This is a genomic window from Paenibacillus sp. 481 (assembly GCF_021223605.1).
In the GTDB taxonomy this organism is placed as follows: Bacteria; Bacillota; Bacilli; order Paenibacillales; family Paenibacillaceae; genus Paenibacillus_B.
The window spans coordinates 4,614,047-4,636,794 of sequence record NZ_CP075175.1 but is presented as its reverse complement, the minus strand read 5'-3'; the positions used below and the strand labels follow the sequence as shown (position 1 = coordinate 4,636,794).

Genomic DNA, 22,748 nt, shown 5'->3' with positions numbered 1-22,748 from the left:
TAAACTATTATATCATATGTTTAAAGAGATACGGACATTTTTATTGTACAAAAATCGATCCGAACTGTCGCTTCCAAAGCGGGGTATATGTCATACGAAGCGCTTGCACGGTATCACTATTCGATGTGGCCATGCCTTGCTTCAATGTGAGAATGCGTTCGGCTGTTGCTTGCGACTTCAATGCATCCATCGCCAGCAAGACATGCTTTTTGACTGCTTGTTCGTCGTGAATAAGTATCCGCAAAAATAAGCGTTCCACATTGTTCGTCTCAACAAAGCAAAACCTCAACAATTCCGCCATATCCTCATAAACGATGGCCGGATTTAATGCAGCAGCTGACAGCTTCAGATCAATCGCCAACCCTTTATCATGGAATGCGACCCGGTTAAGCTGTAAGGACAACGAAAGCTTGGACAATACATCCACGAGGCTATGCTCCTGTAATGAAATCGTACCATGAGTGTGTGTCATGGCAGTCAAATCATGTTGGCGGTGAAGCTTCTGCTGCTCACCCGCTGCCAAAATTCCAAGCCCGGAAGTTATGGCAACGACTGCCATGATGGCTAATAGAACTAGCTTTAACGGCCTTACATCACGTACACTTCGCATTTTTCCACCGTACCTTTCGTCTATGCCATCAATAGCAGCGCCCGCCCTATTCATTCAGTGTGGGCGCTGCTGTCGATGTCCATACCTTATTGTACAATGAAAAAAAGCAGGCTATGCCTGCGTTATTCGTCGGTGTGTACTGTGCCGTGTTTTGTCATTACATACGCTTTACCGCGTATTTTGATCGCAGAGGTATGATTCGTAAATTGCGCAATAAGTACTTCGTTCTTATCTAATTTTTCCGTATGATGAAAACGGGTGTCCTGTCCTCGTGTCAAACCGATGACTTGCACCCCTTGCTCTTTCGCCTTAATGACAATGAAGTCACTCTGCAAGTCACTTTGCGTGTCCATTGTTCGTCCCTCCGTTTGTATCGTACGTCACGTGGTAAGGAGCGAAAGCCGCGACGACATGTCGCGGCTTTCGCTTGCGTTCCCTTACTGGACATTGTTATGTAAGTTAGCTTATTTGATGCCGTCTTTAAGCGCTTTGCCTGGTTTGAACGCCGGTATTTTGCTAGCTGGAATTTCGATCTCTTCACCCGTTTGTGGGTTGCGACCTTTGCGTGCAGAACGTTCCCGCACTTCGAAATTACCAAAACCAACCAATTGCACTTTGTCTCCGTTTTGCAATGCTTCTGAGATCGCGTCGAACACTGCGTCCACGATCTTCGTTACGTCCTTCTTGGACAATTCCGTTTTTTCCGATACTTCAGAAACTAATTCGGATTTGTTCAACTTATTCACCTCCTGATACGAGTCAATACATCAAGTTTGAGTCTTTATCCATTGTTTTCACTGTTTTTTGTAAAATTATACATGCCCACGCTGGAAATTGTACACATTCCACTTACAAATGAACGGTGGAACAAATTTATAGTAATATACCGACTTCACAATTGCAAGAGGATATGTATACTCTTGACACTCCTGACAAGATCTCAATACGGTGATAACGTCATTTTTTTATTTTTACGTGCTTTTTGTATGAACTATGACAGTGCGGTTACGGATGATAAAGCTTATGAAGCAGAGCGAGTCCGCTGCACGACATAGTAGGTAACAGCAAGTGCGAGTACGAGCACCGTCCCTTTTACAATGTCATGCGTGTAATATTGTAAGTTCATCATCGTCAGACCATTGACAAGAATGCCTATCAGCACGGAGCCAAAGAATGTACCTATGATGTTAGGTTTGCCTGCTCCGAAGACGGAATAGCCGACGAATACCGCTGCCACGGCCTCCATCAGTAAGGGCGCTCCCGCATCAATTTGTCCGCCCGCTCGTGCTGCGAACAACAGTCCGCCCATAGCGGCAAATAAACCTGACAGCACGTATGCTATCGTACGTATTCGGTTTACCCGAATACCCGATAGCCTTGCTGCTTCTTCATTACCGCCAGTCATATACATTTGCCTTCCTACGCGTGTGTACGTCAATAAAATATGAATACCAGCTACAGTAACCAACATAAACACAACCGCTAGTGGGAGCGTAAACGAACCGATATACAAATCGCCGTTACCTAGTAATTTAAAAGAATCATACACCGTTCCAGGCGCTTTCGTTCCATCCGGCATTTGCATATGATCATACACCGTATACCCGCGAGTATACGTCTTGTGGATCCCAGCTACTATGTACATGACAGCTAACGTCGCCAGCAAGTCTGGAATGCGCAATTTCACGATGAAAAAAGCGTTAAGTAAGCCTACCGCAGCCCCCACGAGAAGCGGAACGACGATGACTAGTGCTAACGGAAGCTCGTACCAAATCATTAATGAAGCCGTCACAACTGTCGTTAAGGAAACGGTCGAACCGACGGATAAGTCAAATCCATCGACAATAAGCGATAATGTGACACCAATTGCGACAAAAGTTACAATCGATATGGAACGCAAAATATCTGCGATATTAGCACTCGTAAAAAAGTACGGCAACTGAATCGAGAAAAAAATAATGACACCAATAATGACAAAAATAGCGCCGTAACGGAACAAAAATTGCATCAGTTTATCTTGGATGCTTGACCTCATTATTCATTTTCCCCTTCCTGTCCTGCACTCGCGTAGAACAATAACTGCTCCTGTGTAACTTCATTACGCTCAAATTGTTTGACGAAAATACCATCACACATGACAATAACGCGATCAGCAATACCTATTGCCTCTCCAAACTCACAGGTCAAGTAAACGATCGATTTTCCTTGCTCGGCTAATTGCCCGATAATGCGAAAAATGTCGCTTTTTGCGCCGACATCTACGCCTTTTGTCGGCTCGTCCAGCACATACACGGCCGCATCCGTTTCTACCCATTTACCGATGGATACCTTCTGTTGATTGCCACCGCTTAAATATTTAGATGCAATAGCATCAGTAGATGCTTTGATACCGAAACGCTCAATGATTCGTTGGGATAACAGTCTTTCTTGTGCGCGGCTCACAAAACCGCCTCGACTTAATTTCCGTAACAGCGGCAAGCTAAGGTTAGTTCGCACAGATTCATGTACAAAGATCCCTTGCTTCCGCCGCTCTTCTGGTACTAGCACGATACCGTTGGCAATGGCATCTGCTGGCTGCGCGATCGTTACGCGCTTATCGTTGATAGTTATGGCCCCAGCTTCCATCACATCCGCGCCGCCCAGCAAGCGGGACAACTCCGTTTTCCCTGCACCAACTAGGCCGACAATACTCACGATTTCGCCTTGTCGCACGTCTAAATCAACACCGCGTACTTTGTTCCCTGCACGCAATCCTTCTGCGCGTAGCACAATAGAACCGCGCACTACGTCAACCTTCGGAAACGGCTCATTAAACGTACGGCCTAACATTTGCCGAACCACTTCATCCGGCACGGTATCACGTATGGCCGCTTCGTATACGTGCTGTCCATCTCGCAACACCGTTAAACGATCGCACTCCGCGAACACTTCTGGCAAACGATGCGTTATAAAAATAATGACCTTCCCTTGCGCTCGCATTTGTCTCATCACACGAAACAGTCTTTCCGTCTCTTCCTGACTAAGTGGTGCTGTCGGCTCATCAAACACAATCACTTTCGCCTGCTCGACTAATGTGCGAGCGATAACGACCATTTGCTTTTCAGCTAAAGTCAGCTGATCGACCCGCTTGTGCAGTGGAATGTGTACACCCAGCTCCGCTAAAGCTTGCTCAGCTTCGCGAGCGACTTGCTTGGGGCGCACCCAGAGCGATCCTGCAGCGATGCGGTCAAGCATGACATTTTCGGCAACACTTAATTGTGGAATGAGTGCAGTATCAACCTCTTGATACACACAATGAATGCCTCCGCGCTTTGCATCAAGCGGGGACCCAATCTTCAGCCCTACGTCATCTAGTGCTACAGTTCCTTGGTCAGGCGAATAAGCGCCTGACAGCAGTTTCATGAGCGTACTTTTGCCCGCTCCGTTTGCACCTAACAGCGCATGGATTTCTCCACCATGCGCTGTAAAATGAACATCATGCAAAACGGGCACTCCATTAAAGGACTTGCGTATGTTACTCATATGCAGCATAGACGTTATATGCGGCACGTTAATAGGCATACCTTGCTCGTTAAGCTTAGTTCGTACATGCTTACTCGTTGACTCATTGCCCGGTTCTATATCGTGAGACAGATCTACCTTTTGAGGAAAAGTTTCCATTTCTCTTTCCGTTTCCACTTCCGCATACTGCCTCCAAATATCACGTCTTGCTGCATATGTCATCTGGCGTCACTCCGCATTATTTATACTCGCTCATCCAATCTTGTTCACCTTGTTTACTACCACTCCAACCTGCAATATGCTGACTAAGTTCGTTCGTCGATACTTGCTTATCTGCTGGCAATTCATTACGGTGAATAAATACCGGTTCAAGCTTCACCGTAGCCGCTGTCTCTTCCCCGTTCAATTTCTGATACAAATATCGCACTTGCACACGACCAATATCTTTCGGATCGACAGCTGCCGTAGCTACCCAAGGATTATTTTTATCTTGAAGCATTTGCAAATCCTCATCGCTCATATCAATGCCGTACACCTTAATTTCCGTTCGTCCAGCTTGCTGAATGGCACGAGATGCCCCTTTTGCGAATTCATCCCATGCTGTCCATACAGCTGCAATGTCGCCTTTATTCGGATGTTGTTTCAAAATAGCTTCCATTTTCGCTTGCGTATCGAGCGCTGTATTGTTAGTCGCTGCACCAAATGCCGCAACCTCTTTTATATCCGGATATTTCTTCAGAAATTTCTCATATGCCAGTTGTCTACGCTCCATCGGTGCAAAGCCAGCTACCCAAACCTTGACAATATTCCCTTTGCCGCCAATATCTTTTGCCAATTGCTCGAGCGTCATCTCGGCCATCTGCTCGTCACCTTGCTCCAACACCGTAACACCTGGCACGTCGAGCAAAGCATCGAATGCGACTACTGGAATTTGCTGCTGCAACGCCTTTTTTACCCCAGCTTCTAACGTTTGCACATCACCATGATCAGTTAAAATAGCGTCAAACTTCTGGTTTACAGCCATATCTAATTGTGAAGCCATCTTCGCTTTATCATTTTCAGCCACAAATGTCGTCAGTTCACCGCCAAATCGTTTTACTTCTGCTTGAACCCCTTCTAAGTATTGCTGTGAAAATGTTCCTGTATTGAACTGCATTACAAGTGCAATTCGTTTCCCACGTAAATCCGGCTTGTTTTGCTCACCACTGCTGTTAGCAGCTGTCTTTTCAGTCGATGATGATTGGCTCGCAGGTGGCTCCTGCGTGGAGCTTGTCCCACTTTGTTTCACTCCACACGCTGTTGTCAGTAATGCCATACATGCCAGCAGCGTGACTACCAGCCGCCTCGTTTGATTTCGCTTCTTCTCATTTCGTTGCTTTAACATTTCCCGTTCCCCCTAAGTTCTCCGCAAAATGAATGCTGATCAAGCGGCATATCCATCATTTTCCGCAAATCATTATTCCATACTATAACGACTAATTCCGAGTTTGTAAATCGGTTTTATTATATTTTTTATCTTCCTTATAAAAAAAGCAGGTTAAAAACTGCTTCACTACTGTGAAGTCAGTCTTTAACCTGCTTGAACGAGAATACGGTTTGCATACGCGCTACAAAATAATCGCTATTAATCCACCAGATCCTTCGTTTATAATACGGCCGAGCGTTTCTTGCAGCTTATAGCGTGCATTGTCCGGCATCATCGCAAGTTTACCTTGTATACCTTCGCGCACGATGGAATGGAGTGAGCGCCCAAAAATGTCCGATTCCCATATTTTTGTCGGGTCATTCTCAAAATCTTGCATAAGATAGCGCATAAGCTCCTCGCTCTGTCTCTCCGTTCCAATAATTGGCGCAAATTCGGATTCCACATCGACGCGAATCATATGGATAGACGGTGCGGTTGCCTTCAAACGTACGCCAAATCGTGCTCCTTGACGAATGAGCTCTGGCTCATCGAGCGCCATCTCAGACAACGTTGGCGCGGCGATCCCGTAGCCTGTCGTTTTCACCATTTCTAAAGCCCCTGCGAAGCGATCATACTCCCGTTTCGCATGTGAAAACTCCTGCATCAGTTGCAACAAATGATCTTTGCCGCGAATTTCAACGCCGACGACTTCCATCAAGATTTGGTCATACAGTTCGTCTGGTGCATACAAATCAATTTCTGCTACACCTTGACCCATATCCATCCCGCTTAAGCCAGCTCGAACGATAAAGTCATATTCCATAAAATGCTGCACGACACGATCGACGTCACGCAGACGGCGAATGTCTTTCACCGTATCCCGTACCGAGCTCTCATAACTTGTACGTAGCCAATGGCTATCATGTAATACCATAACCCAGCTCGGCAAGTTTACGTTCACTTCGTGAACCGGGAATTCATACAGCACTTCGCGAAGCACGCCCATGACGTCTTCTTCACCCATCGTTGCTGCACTTAGCGCCATAACTGGAATATCGTATTTTGCTTGTAATTCACTACGAAGCGCTTGCGTCTCGTCACTACGTGGACGAGTAGAGTTTATGATTAGAACAAATGGCTTACCTACTTCCTTCAGCTCATTGATGACACGTTCTTCAGAGCTGACGTAAGAGCTACGCGGAATTTCAGCAATCGTTCCATCCGTGGTTACGACAACGCCAAGCGTCGAATGTTCCTGAATAACTTTGCGAGTTCCAATCTCAGCTGCCTCCTGGAATGGAATTGGGTCTTCAAACCACGGCGTGTTAATCATGCGAGGACCGTTTTCATCCTCGTAACCTTTAGCGCCCTCAACTGCGTAACCCACACAGTCGACTAACCTAACGTTTACGTCTAATCCGTCGGCCACTTTAATTTGCACCGCACTGTTCGGTACAAATTTAGGCTCCGTCGTCATAATGGTCCTGCCGGCAGCACTTTGCGGCAGCTCGTCAACAGCACGAAGCCGATCCGATTCATTCGCAATGTTAGGTAACACGACGGTTTCCATAAACCGTTTAATAAAAGTCGATTTCCCCGTGCGGACCGCACCGACGACCCCGAGGTAAATATCCCCGCCGGTACGCTCGGCAATGTCTTTAAAAATATCCACCTTCTCCATTTGATATTCCCTCCTCAAATAATTTCTGACGGACATGGAGGCAACCGCACGCCTCCGCCTTCAGAAACGATTGGCACCGTTGCTAGAATTGAGCTGTTGCCGTTGTCGCCAGTGTTCGCCGCCGAGCTTTCACGTCGTACAAGGCATTACGACGCAACTCGTACATGCTTTTGGACTAGTAACATCTTATTTAGTAGTTAGAAGAATTATGACAAGGTCCATACATTTTTTTATTTATAACGAACGTATGTCTTCTAAATCAGATATATGAAGCTTTCTTAAAAGTATGCCGATATATGAGATAAAAAGGGAGACTTTATGTCGCAGCACGAAAAAACGTCTGGCAAATGTGAAAGGAATCATTCCACATTGTCCAGACGCTTCAATGAAAGCATATGAGGCATTATTTGTTCGTAGTTTGCTCCGCTACGGGCCAAGGAGCGTTATCTTTCCATACATAAGGCACAGACTTGACTGGGACGTAAAAGGACTCCTCTGTCAGCAGCGGCCTTAAGTCTGTTTCTTTGCCCGTTGGTTTCTTGTTGGTACGTTCAACAAGCTGCATAATTTCCGTTGCATAGTCGACGTAAACGTTTCCAACTTCATCCATCATCAGGCGAAGCGGCTGCCCGCTAAAAGGGTTCACTGCATGAGTTGGCCCTAAGTCTAGCGCTTGTTCATCTACCGTGTAGAACCCTGGGTATAAGAGCTGCCCCTTCGGGAGCGACTTCATTGTGCTTAGTTTCATTTGCACATCGTTTACGCGTTGTGAGACTTTTAAATCCATGATGCGCACAGTTGGATCAGTCTCCTCATTAATAATGAGATAATATCCCGTACCACCTTCTTCAAAGGCGCTGCGCGGAATTTCACTTATAAATTGTTGTCTTTTTAATTGTTGTAAATCGATCCGAAACTTTTCATAGCGCGGTACTTCCATACCACTAGTGAGTATAGGTAGAACTTTTTTTTGCTTATAATACTCATCTATTGCACTTTGTACGAGAAGAACACCTTCCCGTACTGCCGCTTTATTTTCTTTGCGTACTTCATTAGGGGAAAAACACCCTTGGAGGATCATGCTGACGAATAAAATGACAACAATAAGCATGATTCGGTTACGCTTCACTTCATTCACTCTCTTTTCTATTCATCTCATTAGCAGGCCTGCTCCGCCAACTACCATAGTTGATCATCATTTTGCTGCTCCAGCTGCCTTCTGATCGCAGCTTTGAGCGGGTCCTCTGGCACATGCACGTTCACGGTGCCAGCTTCACCGGTTAAGCGGACTTGACAGGCAAGCCTTGTACCTGTCTTTTGTACGGTTCCTAGCTTGCGACGTTCAGCTTCAGTTGGAGGATGTAGCAACCGGTCCTCACCTTCGACGACTACTTTGCACATTAAACAACCTGCTTTACCGTCACAACGCGAACGAATCGCTACCCGCGCTTGCCGAGCTGTGTCTAACAATGTGAGATGCGGCTTAGGCAATATGGAAGTATTAGCTGGCATAAAATGAACTTGCGTCTTAAACAAACAAAACTCCCCTAACCTAATAATCGTTATCGTCGAGCCGTCAACTGCGCCATTGCCGATGCTGTGATCATAAATATTATATCGCTTTAACAATGTCCGGACAGCAGAGCAACAGTTGATCCTGTAGACCCTGTTGCGGGTTGCAATGCGCTAGCACGGCGCGAAGCGCAGCAACATGTCGTACTTGGTGAAGGTTCATCGTTCCGGCAATAGCCTGCACACGATCCTCTCGCTCCCTTAAAAGGTTAAATACGAGCTCATGCGCAAGCGGCATAAGACGGATCGTAACTTCGCCTACTTGAGCTTCGACCGAGTGCTGCCAGAGCGACTTCCGAACAGAAGTTTCATAGCAGCACAACGACGTATGCACAACAAAATCACCAACAAGCTCAATCGTTGCTTCATTCCATTTGTAATGACTGAGCAGTGATAAATATCGCTCTGTTTCGTCCCACTTCGGTTCATCAACGGACCATTGTAACCAGTTGGAATGGAGCAGTTTCGCATCGGCTTGATCGGCATATATGTCGATATCGCGTGGCTCGCGACCGATACATACATCCTGTAGAGCCAATCCGCAGCTGCCACCTAACATCCAACGGGCATCATTATCCGCTGATCGAACCAAATGCTCGATAGCTTGTTCAAGCTTCTCAGGCAAGTTAGACTTATTAACCATTATACCTACTCCAATACAGTGAGTTAGTGAGCTCCCCACTAGCTACGTTTCGCTTAGAGGCGAGGGCGTTGTTTCAACTAGACACAGCTGTGTTGCAATCACTTAAAAATAAGGCTTGTACACGGCTCGAATAGCTCCGTCTGATTCAATGACCGCCTGACATGCCAATCGATAGCCTTGAACAAATTCTTCTTCGTCCATGCGATCCCATTCTGCCTCTGTTATATCATTAAGCAGTGTCTCACCCTCATCGATTAAGCAACGACAACGTGCGCACGTGCCGCGCTTACAAGCACTTCCCCAATCCACATCTGAATTCAGAGCTGCATCTAGCAATGTGCTGCCAATCGGCACGGTGACAGATACTTCTTTAGTACGCCCTTTAAGCTGAATCTCCGCCATATTGGCCCTCCATTTCTATCGTTAAATAATCGACACAAATCCGTATAAAATACCAAACAATAGCATGACAAAAGATACAATAGATAACACCGTCCGTATCCATCCTTTTGTCTTATGACGCGCAAACATAATAAGAAAAGCTGAACCCGCCATTAGTCCAATTCCGATAAATGATACCCACATTTTTGTTAAAGCGCTCATTGTCGACTCTCCCATTCATCCCAGACTGTCCTTATTATACCATCCACCCAAATAGAACAAAAGACGACACCGCAGCCATTTTTGTGGCTAACGTTGTCGTCTTTGTTGCAAAATATTCGCAACATTATCTTTTTGAAATCAGTTTCATTAACGTTTCTAAGCTGTTTGCATTAACACCTGAACGCTTCACTGTATTCACAATATCGTTAACAGTAGATTCGGATACAGGCAAATTCGCCATGGCCGCTACTTGCTTAATTAACTGGCGTAGTTGTGCCTCATCTGTTAGCGTGGAAGGTTTCACATTACCTGCAATCTGTTTAATTTGATTCTCGGTAATTGGCTTGCCTACCTTTTTGTTAATTGCATTAAGCGCATCTTTAGGAAACTTGTCGTTCGACATGTCGTCCCTCCTCGGGTCAGTACTACTCTATTGTATGAGCAGACCCGAGTAATGGTGAAGAGACTGTACGTTTGCCTATTTATCGATCAAGTCCATACTCATTTTTTGTACTTCCTCAAGCTCGTTCTTTCTGACGCGCCCCATCAAATGTTCAACAGCAGTCTTTGCATCTCCGTTTTCGAACAATACACGATGCAATTGCTCTACAATTGGCATTTGAATTTGACGACGTTCCGCAAGCTCATACGCTGCCTTGGTGGTCCGAATGCCTTCAACAACCATCCCCATACGGCTTAGTACCTCGTTTACAGGAACCCCTTGCCCGATCATCGATCCTGCCCGCCAGTTACGGCTATGCTGGCTTGTACAAGTAACGACTAGATCGCCTACTCCGGCCAAACCCGCAAATGTAAGCGGATTTGCTCCCATGTCCACACCTAATCTCGCGATTTCGGCTAATCCACGGGTTATAAGGGCTGCCTTAGCATTATCGCCGAAGCTTAATCCGTCAGATAGCCCTGCCCCGAGCGCAATAATGTTCTTTAACGCTCCAGCCAGCTCTACGCCAACAATATCTTGATTCGTGTACACACGAAAATACGACTCGTTCATAAACAAATCTTGCGCCCGCTCCGCTGCATCTAATGAAGTTGACGCAATAACAACCGTAGTTGGACATTGACGCACAACTTCTTCCGCATGACTTGGTCCGGACAGCACAGCAATGCGGTCTGCTCCACATTGCAGCTCATCCTCAATGACTTCGGACATACGTTTCAACGTTTCCGTCTCAAAGCCTTTCGTCGCATGGACAACGATCATGTTATCCTTCCAGAACGGCTTCATTTGACTTGTAACGCTACGCATCCCCCCAGAAGGGGCCACAATTACGCAAGCAGAAGCGTCCTTCATCGCTACTTCGATCGAAGTCGTTGCAACGATAGCAGGATGTAAGTGCATCTCAGGCAAATACTTTTCGTTCGTATGATGCTCGTTAATTTCATTGGCTTGCTCTGCATTGCGAGTCCACAGGTACACCTCGTGCCCGTTATGTGCCAGCACTTGACTAAGCGCTGTACCCCAACTCCCTGCAACGAATACTGCAACTTTACCGAACACGCCCTGCCCCTCCCTCTTTTGAACCTAAGCGATTTTCCGTCCCTTTAATAAGCTTCTGAATGTTGCCTCGATGACGGTAAATTGCTAATGCACAAATAAGTAGGCTGCCAACCAAAATGGCTGAATCGTAGCGGAACAATAAAATAAACAGCGATGTACCAGTAGTAAATACCAGTGAGCCTAAAGAAACATAACGAGTCCATGCGATTACAGCTATTCCAAATATACCAGCAATCAGTGCAGGGTAGAAAGCTAACAACGCTAATACACCTATCGTCGTTGCGATTCCTTTTCCACCTTTAAACCGGAAAAATACAGGCCAGTTATGACCCACGATAACGGCTACGCCACATGCAACATGAACCCAAGTCTCGTCAGACAACAGCCAGCCAATTAAAATGGCAGCAATACCTTTACAAGCATCCAGCAGTAACACTGCTAAACCTGGTCCTTTTCCTAATACACGTAGCGTATTTGTCGCTCCGGCGTTGCCGCTGCCATGCTGACGAATATCCATGCTGTACATATTTCTGGCAACAAGCATACTAAAGCTAACCGAGCCGATGAGATAACTGATCACGATTGCGAAAAGAGATAGCATCGATGTGTCAACTCCTATTTGTCGTCAGATTTACGACGAGTGAACAACCGCATTGGCGTTCCCTCGAAGTCGAAAGCTGCCCGAATGCGGTTCTCTAGATAACGTTCATAAGAGAAGTGCATAAGTTCCGGCTCGTTAACGAAAATAACGATCGTAGGCGGCTTAACTGCAACCTGTGTAGCATAGTTAATACGCAACCGCTTGCCCTTGTCGGTAGGCGGTGGATTGTATGCTACTGCATCGGAGATGACATCATTCAGCACATGCGTCGGAATTCGTTTCGAATGTTGTTCAGCGACATGCTGAGTGACTGGCAACAGCTTATGTAAGCGTTGCTTCGTTTTTGCCGACAAAAATACAATCGGTGCATATGACATGAACAAAAAATGATCGCGAATTTTTTGCTCAAATTGTTGCATCGTTTTATCGTCTTTTTCAATGGCATCCCATTTGTTAACGACGAACAGCGCAGCCTTACCCGCTTCATGCGCGTAGCCAGCAATATGTTTGTCTTGTTCAATGATGCCTTCTTCACCGTTAATAATGACGAGTACAACATCAGCACGCTCAATTGCCTTCATCGAACGCATGACGCTATACTTCTCTGTCGTTTCGTATACTTTGCCACGTTTACGCATACCTGCTGTGTCAATGATAACGAATTTTTGACCGTCTTTTTCAAACGGAGTATCGATCGCATCGCGTGTCGTACCAGCGACATCGCTAACAATGACACGTTCTTCGCCTAAAATGGCATTTACAAGTGATGATTTACCTACATTTGGTCGTCCAATTAGGGCAACTTTAATGACATCATCCTCATATTCATCCTCAGCTAGTTCTGGTACATTGTTAATAATTACATCCAATAGATCGCCAATGCCTGTACCATGCGATCCCGAGATCGGAATTGGTTCACCGAAGCCTAGATTGTAGAACTCATAAATATCATCCATACGGCTGAGATTGTCTACTTTGTTAACAGCAACAATGATTGGCTTGCCAGAACGGAACAACATCTGTCCAACTTCTTCATCGGATTGAGTAACGCCAGACTTGCCATCGCACATAAATACGATTACGTCTGCTTCCTCAATTGCCAGTTCCGCCTGCGCTCGAATAGAACGAAGAATTTCATCTTCGCCATCAATTTCGATACCGCCAGTGTCAATTATGCTGAACGGCTTCCCGTTCCATTCACTCGTACCGTAAATACGGTCGCGTGTCACGCCAGGCTTATCCTCCACGATTGCCAATCGGTCGCCAATGATGCGATTAAAAATAGTGGACTTGCCGACGTTCGGCCGCCCGACAATGGCAACAACGGGTTTTGCCATGCAGTTCACTCCTTCATTAAGTACACACTTGTACACATATACACGTACAACATCATATCAAAAAAAACGTTACTTGGCTAACGAAACTGAAATTAGATGTTTCATTTCATGTTCGTTTACTTTCTGTATAGCGAATTGTCTCGATCCATTTGACAAAGACAGAACCTAATCTAACCGCTATTAATGCCATCCACCAGCTGTCTTGGATGGCCGGACTGCCCAGTTGCAGAACGGTATGCAAGCGAAGCTGTACAAGCAGCTCCCCTAATGCTAATCCGCTTGTCACAATTGCCCACTGCACAGAAACAGGACGTGAAACGGATAACATTACCATCCCACACATGAGAGGAACTACCCAGATTGAACTTCCCATTTGGTTATTCATTTGTATTCCTTGTACAAGTTGTGTCCATAATACGACTGTGCTTATAAACACAATATGTCCAATGTTTGTAAATATAGACCACGTATTTCGGGATATAACTAAGATGGAGAGCGAAAGGAAGCAACATGTAAACCAAGCCAGATTGACGAAGAGGGCTGGTAGAATAGATATGGTAATTGGATTCAACACGATCCATGCGCCCATAATGGTGATAATCCATTTCCAACCTATCTGCTGCAACAAAACGTTTTTCCAGCCGCTACACAGCAATATGGTCACACACAACCAACATACATAAGAAAGCACGCCTGGTGTCAATGCCGATCCCCTCCCGTTCATCACAATCGCAAGCTCTGCTTATTATTTGAACGGGACAGCAAAAATAATCGGCGGACTCATCGAGTCCGCCGAACGTAATGTTTTATTTCAGTTTGCCGAGCATGTCGCCGAAACGCTCACCCAATGTAACGCTCATGCCTTGGTTGCTCAAGGATACGTTAGGGTTATTGTTCAAATCTTCCTTGAACACTTTCTTCTCCTGTTTTGGCGCTTGTGCTGGAGCTTCTTCTGTTTCTTTGATGCTCAAGCTAACACGCTTTTCAGCAGGATTGAAATCCAACACTTTTACTTGAACCGTTTGGCCTTGTTTCAATACTTCATACGGTGTTGCAATATGACGATGTGAAATTTGAGAAATATGAACCAAACCTTCTACGCCTGGTGCAACCTCAACGAATGCACCGAAATCAACAAGGCGTCTAACTACGCCACTAATGATTTCACCAGTCTTGATGTTGCCAGAGGATTGCTCCCAAGGACCTGGTTGAGTAGCCTTCATGCTCAAGCTGATTTTACCGTTTGCAGGATCAACTTTAAGCACTTTTACTTTCACCTGTTGGCCTTCTTGAACAACGTCAGCCGGCTTATCAACATGCTGCCATGCGATTTCAGATACGTGAACCAATCCATCCACGCCACCTACATCAACAAATGCACCAAATTGTGTCAAGCGTTGTACGGTACCTTCCAACTCTTGACCTTCTTGCAAGTTGGACAAGATTTGCTTTTTATTAGACTCAAATTCCGCATCAAGCACTTCTTTTTGAGACAGGATCAGCTTATTGTTTTCACGGTCGATTTCTTTAACTTTAACACGTAGTGTCTTTCCTTTGTAATCACTGAAATCTTCTACAAAGTGACGCTCTACCATGGAAGCAGGAATAAACGCGCGAACGCCAACGTCCGCTACAATACCGCCTTTTACAACGTCAGAAACGGTTACTTCGAACACTTCTTGTGATTCGAAGCGCTGTTGCAATACATCCCAAGCTTGCTCGCTATCAACTTGACGCTTAGACAATACAAGTCGCTCCTTTTCGTCGTCAATGCTCACGACTTTGCTTTCTACTTCTTGACCGATTTGTACAGCATCAGAAGCTTTATCTACAGATACAGCGGATAATTCACGAACAGGAATAACGCCGTCGTATTTATAGCCAATACTTACAAATGCTTGATTGTCCTCAATTTTGACGATTGTTCCTTTGACTGTGTCACCTTTTTTCAGCGCCACGATGTTGTTCAAAGCATCTTGATTTGTCGTTTCAGCTGATACCTTTGTTTCTTCGGACATGTAAATTACCTCCTCAATTGCAACCCATTTATTGAAACATGCCCCAGATAGGAGCAAGGATCAAAACATGTTCACAAAATAACGTGAAAATAATACCTGTAGTATCTTACCAAATTATAAAAACATGCATCACACTAACGAGAGGTTGTCGGAGCCATTTCGGCACGAAGCATCTCATTGATGTGCGACATAATACGCTCTGTAGCTTGTTCTAATACTTCGCCGCCTTTTAATTCGACCAAATCAGACAGGTCAACTGGTGGCCCGTATACGACTTTCATTTTACGAAAAAGTTTGTATTGCCCGCAAATCGCGACTGGCACGACCGCAGCACCGCTGCGTAAGGCAATCATGGCAGCACCTTTCTTCGCTTCAACTGCGCCATCCATGTTACGAGTACCCTCTGGGAAAATAGCCATGACTCCCCCATCCTTCAGCAATTGAAAGGAAGTACGTATCGATTCTTTGCTGACGCCACCACGTTTAACAGGAAAGGCTCCTAGCGCTTTAATTAAACGGCCTAGCAGCGGGATGTCGAACAGTTCCTGTTTGGCCATAAAGCGAATTTGCCTATCTATCCAAATGCCCATGGCAGGAGGGTCTAAGTTGCTGATGTGATTGGAGCAGAGTAGTACGCCGCTATCTTTCGGTATATTCTCTAGCCCTTTCACTTCGAATCGGAACAGTAGCTTGTATATAACACGAAGCAGCTTACAACTGAACGTATATAGCATATATTTTACTGCTCACCATCTTTCCTTAAAATAGCACGTTGAACGATAACGTTCACGACCTCGTCAATGGACATGCTAGACGTATCTAACAAAATGGCGTCATCCGCTAGTCTAAGCGGGGATATTTCACGAGTTTCGTCTTGACGATCCCGCTGCTCGATATCGTGCATAAGCTGCTCTAAGGTTACATTTTCCTTATCCATATATTCCACATAGCGTCTGCGCGCGCGTTCTTCGACAGAAGCTGTTAAAAACCACTTGAATTCCGCATCTGGGAGAACGTGTGTACCGATGTCTCGACCATCCATTACGATGCCTTTCTGTTCGGCCATTTGACGCTGCATATGTACAAGCTTTATGCGAATAGGTTCGAGTTGAGCAAACAGAGATGCGAACTGGCTGATCTCTGGTGTGCGAATCGTTTCTGTAACGTCTTCTTTATTCAGTAGAACCGTCTGACGTTCTGAACCTGGCAACAGTTCCAAGTGCAGTCGCTGCATTTCAGCTACAGCTTCTTCCACTTGATCTGGCTGAATGCCAGTGCGAATCATATGTAATGAAACCGCCCGATACATGGCTCCCGTGTCGATATAGACGTAACCTAACTCACGAGCAACGTGACGAGCAACCGTACTCTTTCCTGCCCCTGCAGGCCCGTCGATTGCGATATTCATGCGTGTTGTCATAACTTTAGAAGGTGATGTCAACGGGTCTGACTCCTTTCCCTATTAGAGCATCATGAAAAAAGCAGGCATTGCCTGCAACGTGAAAATTATACCACACAACATTTACGGATGCAAAATGACAAACGTCAATTATGCGGTACGAATGCACGACACCTGATCATTTCATCTCCATATGTACGCGCCATTGAGAAGTCCCCTCTAATTGCTCAACACCATTCATAATGGTTCGAATAGGAGCCCACAGTAGTAATAACTGAATAAGTGCGAGTAAAACAATACATACGATACATAGGCGACTAATGATGGTCGCTACTTTATCCCATGTGTCAATCGTAAGCCGACGTTTGAACTGTCGCTTATAACGCTTTAATTGTGAAAGCATGTTTAGCGAATGAAACACAGACAACACCTCCGTTTAGTACTCGGAGCTAGTTTGGTTTCATTTAACACATGTTATGCAATCACTCTTTATTTCCTCAAGTCCAACTGACGCTCAAAACAGTATCGAATCAGACGTTGCTGCTCCACATCTGCAATGCGATCAAATTTCATCATTACAAGCTGCTGTTCTTCATTTACCGATTGCAACCTTATGATCTCTCCAACAAAAAAAATATGCTCAATAGCTCCACTCTTAAACGGGGCAACTAGCCAACATTGGATTTTTTGTAGTTCCGTTAATTCTTGTTTAATATCCATCATAAACGAAACGCCTCCCCCGCTCACATCCTCTGTAAACGCGAGAAACTTCACTCCATCTTCTGTTCGTAACGCCATTTCAAGCTTGGCCTGTACACGCAAATAACTGCGACGCTGCATTTTTGTCATCCAATGCGGTTCCGGTTTGCGCAAACCCATTAATCTTACTCCTTGATCTTGCTTCGCCCCGATAACTGCCGTGCTAAAATGCCACTTCACGCCCTCAATTTGTGTATAATAAACGTCCAATTCTTCTCCAGATATAAAGAAACCATACTTTCCCGTTGTTTCGTTTATAGGTATCTCAATCCATAGGCTCGTTTCGTCGATATCAGCAACCCGTGCTTTGTATTCTGGATTGCCATTTTGCGAGCGCGTCGATTGAATCATGATTGTATCACTTACATTTGGTAACATTTACTCACCCTCCATACTAATTATAGCACGGCAAATGCTCCCTCAAAAGAAAAAGATGACAACGCTGCATCTATTGCCCATATTCGTCGGGAATAGGAGCTGATACAGCATTGTCATCTATGAAAATGTACATCTTTAACCCGAAATAAGCTTCATTTCCTCCATGGACTCTTCCGTACCATTATCAGCATTGATATAAATACGGTAGGCTGAACCGTTTACTTTGCCGCCAAATTCATAACAAAGCACTTCTTCACCTGAATCGTTTTTGATTAGAGACAAGCGGTCAAACAACAAATTCAATTCGGTATTAAGCGCAGCCTGCGCCTGGCTTTTGGTTAGCTTTGGCTTCGGTACGCTGCGATTTTTATCCTCATAAACATAATCCGTTGCTTGCAAGCCGGTAACTTCACCTTTGTCTAAGGCAACACGTACGCTAACCTGTTGAGGATAAACATATACGTTATCCTTTACAGGTACAAATGTAAAACTGCCCACGTTGTTGCGCTCATTGTAACGCACAGCATCCATCTCAGGGTAGTTGTGACGTCTTAAAAATTGAAGCGCTTTCTGCTCCGCATCTTGCGCGGAAACTCGCTTGGCCCCGATTTGACGTGTATCGATGAAAGACATGAGCTGACCTTGCTTCGTATAGTCCATAGACAGAGAACCGTTTCCATCTTTGTAATTGGCAGTGGCAGTATAGGACTCATAATCCGTCTTCTTGCCATTTTCTTTCACTTGAATGGGCTCGTTATTTTTGTGACCCAAAAACTGCTCCGCTTTCGCTTTAACTTCATTCGCTGACATCGGATTACCTTTTAGCATTTTGACGGAGCGCTTCGTGTAAATATTCGCAACAGACGGGCCCCAGTTGATCTCGGGATATTCACTTACTTTTTTATCAACCGTCTTGAATCCGTCGATAATCGTATTGTCCAGCGCCTTCTGCTCGGAAGCCATTGCCGTTTCGACGTCCATCCAACGTAAATTTTGACTAATAACTTTTTCCCGAACCTGCTGTAAATCTTTTGAGATTTGATCTGAGTTCTGGTACAAAGATTTTAACGTGTTCATCTCATCAGTAGACAACGGATGTTTGGTTAGATCTCTAACTGATGTACGGTATGCAAAATTGGAGATACGAGACAGAAAATCCTCTGTCTTGTTAAAAGGCATTAACGTAAGCGGCAACTGGTTAATTTCGTTTTGTGCTTCACTTGTCAGTCTCCACACGTTCACTAAGCCTTTACGCTGCATCCCTTGCGACTTAGCGTTTACGGCCAGCGTCTGACCTAACTCACTATGTAGCTTATCAACATGAAACGTTAAGTCGTGGAAGGCTCGCTGATATTGGTTTTCGGCTTTGATAAGGATGGAGTTCTTCTCCTGATTCTCCTGATACCCCCACACAATGGCCCCAATAAATAAGAGCGTGACGATCGGAAACATCACAGCACTAAATCGTTTATACATGGTACAAACGTCTCCCTTCATAGCAAATTGTGCATGTAACTGCTCTTAGTTTGCTGGAAAAGGAGGTGCTTTATGCATCGTTTCCGTGTCACGCTCTTATATCGGCAACTCATCTACAAGAAAATGTTCGCTATTATCGCACAGGCACTGTTTAAATCCCGTTTCGATCCTGCCCTTTTCTCGTTTGCCTCGTAAAACAAACTTTTCTCCACACTGCTTGCAACGAATGGTTACTTTAATTCGCATATGAACGCTCCTTCTGCTTCCAAAGCCAAAAGTATTCATATGCAGTTTCGCCAAAATTATTACATTTTAACCTCTTCTTCCCGTTTGATCAGGCGAAAAGGCGAACCCGCTGTTGCTCGTCTTACTTTAGACATTCCGAAGTACCATAAAAACAGCATGAGTGGGATGACAAACCATAGCCAGTATCTCGTCACGGTGAGCAACAAAATATCATAAACCCCGTGCCAAAATATCGGAATCACGATCGAAAACGCGATATAGCGCTTCGTTAGGTTACCTTGTGAGAACTTGGCTTTGCCCAAATAATAACCCATAATAACCCCAAATAGGGCGTGGCCGGATACGGGTAGCAAAGCCCGAATCAGCAACTCAAAGAAGGACGTATATTGGAACCACGCATATAAAATGTTTTCGATCGTTGCGAAGCCAAGCGACACAGCCACCGCATACAAGATACCGTCGTAATGCTCATCAAACGCGACATGATTGTATATTAAATGAAAGAGGACAAACCATTTGATGAACTCCTCCACACCTGCCGAAATGATAAACGAGAACAGAAACGGGTTCTTCCCCCACCACATGACCAGACCATGCTGAATGATCATAATGGGAAATACAATAAGAATTCCGACGATAAACACTCGAATCACGAGATGAATCGGTTCATAGTCGTAACGATCTTTTAAGTAGAAATAAGTTAATAAAGCAAGTCCTGGCGCTATTGCAGCAGTTAAAACAGGCAAAATCGGCGTTGCGAAGTCACTTGTCTGCGCAGCACTCATTGCGGCGCTGGCCAAGGACATCGTCATGGCCGAATAGTCTGTCACGTTTATACCCACCCCCGGTAACGCGAAGCTTCTGCCATCTTACGTACGCCCACCATATAAGCAGCAAGACGCATGTCTACTTGTTTCAGTTGATGCAATTCAAAAACTTTATGGAATCCGCGAGTCATCAGCGTTTGCAATTTTTGCATAACTTCTTCTTCGCTCCAGTAGTAGCCCTGATTGTTCTGCACCCATTCGAAATAAGATACGATGACTCCGCCGGCACTTGCCAGCACGTCCGGTACGAGCAAAATTCCCCGCTCGGTTACGATGCGAGTCGCTTCGATCGTCGTCGGACCGTTAGCAGCTTCGACGATAATTTGTGCTTGAATTTGACCAGCATTATCTTCTGTGATTTGATTCTCAATGGCAGCCGGAACAAGAATGTCACACGGCTGAATAAGCAAATCTTCATTCGGTATCGTGTTCTTGAACATCGTCGTTACTGTACCGAAAGAATCGCGACGGTCAAGTAAATCCGGTATGTCCAACCCGTTCGGGTCATACAACGCTCCGTTTACGTCGGAAATGCCGACTACTTTAGCACCAGCTTCATACATGAACTTCGCCAAGTAGCTACCAGCATTACCGAAGCCTTGCACGATAACACGAGCATCTTTAAGCGGAATCGATTTCACTTTTAGTGCTTCATATATCATCATAACTACGCCTTGTGCAGTAGCTGTCTCGCGACCGTGCGAGCCACCGAGCACAAGCGGTTTACCTGTAATAAAGCCTGGAGAATCGAACTCACGAATACGGCTGTATTCATCAACCATCCACGCCATAATTTGCGAGTTGGTCATGACGTCTGGAGCTGGAATATCCTTAGTCGGGCCTACGAATTGGCTAATCGCCCGCACGTAACCACGGCTTAAGCGTTCCAACTCCCCAAATGACATTTTGCGCGGATCACAAATGACTCCGCCCTTACCTCCACCATACGGTAAATCAGCAATACCACATTTCAAGCTCATCCAAATTGAAAGCGCCTTCACTTCTTCCTCAGATACATCCGGATGGAAGCGTACCCCGCCTTTCGTTGGGCCGACAGCATCGTTATGCTGTGCTCTATATCCTGTAAATACCTTTACTTTACCGTTATCCATACGAACGGGAATACGAACAGTCAAAGTACGCAAAGGCTCTCTAAGAAGGTCTGTCATATCGTCTCCAAATCCAAGCCTATGTAAAGCTTGTGAAATTACTAATTGAGTCGATTGCAATAATGTTGCGTGATCTGTAGTCTTGGCGGTCATTTACGTTCACCTCATAATGATATAATATCAACTGGCAATACGCTTAAGGGCTGTCATGTCATGCGTCAATTCCCCATGCTCGTGTCCAATAATTAGAAAAAGCATATATTAATTAAATATAACATGACCTAAACTGAAAATGGGAGGTGCGCATCATCCGGGATGAAGCGCACCCCCCATCATAATAAGCAACATCACGTGTTACGTGGCTTGAAGTGTTGGCATGTAACCGCAATCGCATCTTCCGCAATAATGCACTTGCCATACTCCTCCAAGACGGCCGTCGTGACCGATGTCGCTTCTCCAAACTCTGCTAGGATAGCAATTAAAGCCTGTAGTCGAGCCGTTTCCAATTGATTAGGTTCGACATGATAGATCCATTGACCATTATATTGGTAGAGCGATCCAGAAACGGAAAATTGACCATTTACCGTATGTGCCGCTTCAATGAAGTGTTCAAAATCGCGGAAGGCGAACACGATCGTATCGCTTTCCTCTAATGTAACTTCCATTTCGTATACATCGTCTAGTTCCTCTTCGTCACCATGTAATGATTGACTTGAAGATGAGTTGTCCCAACGCGTGCGTGTAACAATGACGACCATACCTTGAGCTGGCATAGCAAATACTTCTACGGCAAGCGGTCCCGTTGCATCAAAGCCGAGTTCGGTATACGCTTGATCCATCATTTCTGCAAACAGTTCTTGTAGCTTGGACATTTCTCGCCACAGGTCTTCACGCTGGATCCCGCGTTCAGATAAATCATCGAACGTTAGGAAAATTCGAATTTTGTCTTGGCTCAGACGTTCGATTTTCATGACAGGACCCTCCTTTACAACATCGGTTATAACAGATTATGAAGCAACATATAATATGTGCTGAAAATGGTTCTATGTATTTCATGTTAA

At 45.2% G+C, this 22,748-nt stretch carries 27 protein-coding genes; 1 reads left to right on the top strand and 26 read right to left on the bottom strand.

What is annotated here, in order from left to right; all coding sequences use genetic code 11:
- Positions 1-40 precede the first annotated feature (40 nt).
- From KIK04_RS20400 to ypeB, 23 genes are all read right to left on the bottom strand, one after another.
- Positions 41-664, bottom strand: a complete 624-nt coding sequence (locus KIK04_RS20400; RefSeq protein WP_232275409.1) for a hypothetical protein — start codon at positions 662-664, stop codon at positions 41-43.
- A gap of 68 nt (positions 665-732) precedes the next feature.
- Positions 733-963 carry a trp RNA-binding attenuation protein MtrB gene (mtrB, locus tag KIK04_RS20395; RefSeq protein WP_232275408.1) on the bottom strand — a complete coding sequence of 77 codons (231 nt, stop codon included), beginning with the start codon at positions 961-963 and terminating at the stop codon, positions 733-735.
- A gap of 111 nt (positions 964-1,074) precedes the next feature.
- Positions 1,075-1,347, bottom strand: a complete 273-nt coding sequence (locus tag KIK04_RS20390) for an HU family DNA-binding protein (RefSeq protein ID WP_232275407.1) — start codon at positions 1,345-1,347, stop codon at positions 1,075-1,077.
- Positions 1,348-1,631: 284 nt separating this feature from the next.
- Entirely contained in the window at positions 1,632-2,645 is a 1,014-nt protein-coding gene (locus KIK04_RS20385) for an ABC transporter permease (protein ID WP_442951114.1), read from the bottom strand.
- Positions 2,645-4,171 (bottom strand): sugar ABC transporter ATP-binding protein, encoded by a 1,527-nt coding sequence (locus KIK04_RS20380; protein ID WP_442951187.1) that lies wholly within the window; start codon positions 4,169-4,171, stop codon positions 2,645-2,647. The genes KIK04_RS20385 and KIK04_RS20380 overlap by 1 nt, the downstream gene beginning before the upstream one ends.
- 178 nt (positions 4,172-4,349) lie before the next feature.
- The gene (locus tag KIK04_RS20375) at positions 4,350-5,495 is read right to left on the bottom strand and encodes a sugar ABC transporter substrate-binding protein (protein WP_232275406.1); all 1,146 of its coding nucleotides are present in this window, start codon (positions 5,493-5,495) and stop codon (positions 4,350-4,352) included.
- A 223-nt stretch (positions 5,496-5,718) separates the two neighbouring features.
- Positions 5,719-7,197, bottom strand: coding sequence for a stage IV sporulation protein A (gene spoIVA, locus KIK04_RS20370; RefSeq protein ID WP_232275405.1), 1,479 nt, complete (start codon positions 7,195-7,197; stop codon positions 5,719-5,721).
- 403 nt (positions 7,198-7,600) lie between these two features.
- Positions 7,601-8,335: a hypothetical protein gene (locus KIK04_RS20365; protein WP_332329983.1), complete on the bottom strand. Its 735-nt coding sequence runs from the start codon at positions 8,333-8,335 to the stop codon at positions 7,601-7,603.
- A gap of 41 nt (positions 8,336-8,376) precedes the next feature.
- Complete coding sequence (locus KIK04_RS20360; RefSeq protein ID WP_442951113.1) at positions 8,377-8,733, bottom strand: 2Fe-2S iron-sulfur cluster-binding protein; 357 nt, start codon at positions 8,731-8,733, stop codon at positions 8,377-8,379.
- Between the two features lie 76 nt (positions 8,734-8,809).
- Positions 8,810-9,412 carry a nucleotidyltransferase family protein gene (locus tag KIK04_RS20355; protein ID WP_232275404.1) on the bottom strand — a complete coding sequence of 201 codons (603 nt, stop codon included), beginning with the start codon at positions 9,410-9,412 and terminating at the stop codon, positions 8,810-8,812.
- A gap of 102 nt (positions 9,413-9,514) precedes the next feature.
- On the bottom strand, positions 9,515-9,814 hold the full coding sequence (locus KIK04_RS20350; RefSeq protein WP_232275403.1) for a 2Fe-2S iron-sulfur cluster-binding protein: 300 nt from the start codon (positions 9,812-9,814) through the stop codon (positions 9,515-9,517).
- A 21-nt stretch (positions 9,815-9,835) separates the two neighbouring features.
- Positions 9,836-10,015 carry a DUF2768 family protein gene (locus KIK04_RS20345; protein ID WP_232275402.1) on the bottom strand — a complete coding sequence of 60 codons (180 nt, stop codon included), beginning with the start codon at positions 10,013-10,015 and terminating at the stop codon, positions 9,836-9,838.
- Positions 10,016-10,139: 124 nt separating this feature from the next.
- A complete protein-coding gene (locus KIK04_RS20340) occupies positions 10,140-10,418 on the bottom strand; it encodes a stage VI sporulation protein F (RefSeq protein ID WP_232275401.1) in 279 nt (92 codons plus the stop codon).
- Between the two features lie 75 nt (positions 10,419-10,493).
- Positions 10,494-11,537, bottom strand: a complete 1,044-nt coding sequence (locus KIK04_RS20335; protein ID WP_232275400.1) for an NAD(P)H-dependent glycerol-3-phosphate dehydrogenase — start codon at positions 11,535-11,537, stop codon at positions 10,494-10,496.
- The gene (plsY, locus tag KIK04_RS20330; RefSeq protein ID WP_232275399.1) at positions 11,527-12,138 is read right to left on the bottom strand and encodes a glycerol-3-phosphate 1-O-acyltransferase PlsY; all 612 of its coding nucleotides are present in this window, start codon (positions 12,136-12,138) and stop codon (positions 11,527-11,529) included. The genes KIK04_RS20335 and plsY overlap by 11 nt, the downstream gene beginning before the upstream one ends.
- A gap of 14 nt (positions 12,139-12,152) precedes the next feature.
- Positions 12,153-13,475, bottom strand: a complete 1,323-nt coding sequence (gene der / locus KIK04_RS20325) for a ribosome biogenesis GTPase Der (protein ID WP_232275398.1) — start codon at positions 13,473-13,475, stop codon at positions 12,153-12,155.
- 106 nt (positions 13,476-13,581) lie between these two features.
- Complete coding sequence (locus KIK04_RS20320) at positions 13,582-13,809, bottom strand: hypothetical protein (RefSeq protein ID WP_232275397.1); 228 nt, start codon at positions 13,807-13,809, stop codon at positions 13,582-13,584.
- 472 nt (positions 13,810-14,281) lie between these two features.
- Positions 14,282-15,493 (bottom strand): 30S ribosomal protein S1, encoded by a 1,212-nt coding sequence (rpsA, locus tag KIK04_RS20315; protein ID WP_232275396.1) that lies wholly within the window; start codon positions 15,491-15,493, stop codon positions 14,282-14,284.
- A gap of 134 nt (positions 15,494-15,627) precedes the next feature.
- Complete coding sequence (locus KIK04_RS20310; protein ID WP_232275395.1) at positions 15,628-16,227, bottom strand: lysophospholipid acyltransferase family protein; 600 nt, start codon at positions 16,225-16,227, stop codon at positions 15,628-15,630.
- 5 nt (positions 16,228-16,232) lie between these two features.
- The gene (cmk, locus tag KIK04_RS20305) at positions 16,233-16,934 is read right to left on the bottom strand and encodes a (d)CMP kinase (protein WP_442951112.1); all 702 of its coding nucleotides are present in this window, start codon (positions 16,932-16,934) and stop codon (positions 16,233-16,235) included.
- A gap of 136 nt (positions 16,935-17,070) precedes the next feature.
- Positions 17,071-17,313 (bottom strand): hypothetical protein, encoded by a 243-nt coding sequence (locus KIK04_RS20300; protein ID WP_232275394.1) that lies wholly within the window; start codon positions 17,311-17,313, stop codon positions 17,071-17,073.
- 68 nt (positions 17,314-17,381) lie between these two features.
- On the bottom strand, positions 17,382-18,029 hold the full coding sequence (locus tag KIK04_RS20295; RefSeq protein ID WP_232275393.1) for a flagellar brake protein: 648 nt from the start codon (positions 18,027-18,029) through the stop codon (positions 17,382-17,384).
- A gap of 135 nt (positions 18,030-18,164) precedes the next feature.
- Complete coding sequence (gene ypeB, locus KIK04_RS20290) at positions 18,165-19,505, bottom strand: germination protein YpeB (protein ID WP_232275392.1); 1,341 nt, start codon at positions 19,503-19,505, stop codon at positions 18,165-18,167.
- A 72-nt stretch (positions 19,506-19,577) separates the two neighbouring features.
- Between ypeB and KIK04_RS24260 the strand changes: the two genes are divergently transcribed.
- Entirely contained in the window at positions 19,578-19,700 is a 123-nt protein-coding gene (locus tag KIK04_RS24260; RefSeq protein ID WP_269671044.1) for a hypothetical protein, read from the top strand.
- Positions 19,701-19,810: 110 nt separating this feature from the next.
- On the opposite strand, the gene prsW is transcribed toward KIK04_RS24260, so the two are convergent.
- The 3 genes from prsW to KIK04_RS20275 all read right to left on the bottom strand — a co-directional run bounded on the left by prsW (position 19,811) and on the right by KIK04_RS20275 (position 22,658).
- The gene (prsW, locus tag KIK04_RS20285) at positions 19,811-20,536 is read right to left on the bottom strand and encodes a glutamic-type intramembrane protease PrsW (protein WP_232278836.1); all 726 of its coding nucleotides are present in this window, start codon (positions 20,534-20,536) and stop codon (positions 19,811-19,813) included.
- A gap of 47 nt (positions 20,537-20,583) precedes the next feature.
- On the bottom strand, positions 20,584-21,840 hold the full coding sequence (locus tag KIK04_RS20280) for a Glu/Leu/Phe/Val family dehydrogenase (protein ID WP_232275391.1): 1,257 nt from the start codon (positions 21,838-21,840) through the stop codon (positions 20,584-20,586).
- A gap of 194 nt (positions 21,841-22,034) precedes the next feature.
- Positions 22,035-22,658, bottom strand: coding sequence for a genetic competence negative regulator (locus KIK04_RS20275; RefSeq protein WP_232275390.1), 624 nt, complete (start codon positions 22,656-22,658; stop codon positions 22,035-22,037).
- Positions 22,659-22,748: the final 90 nt, after the last annotated feature.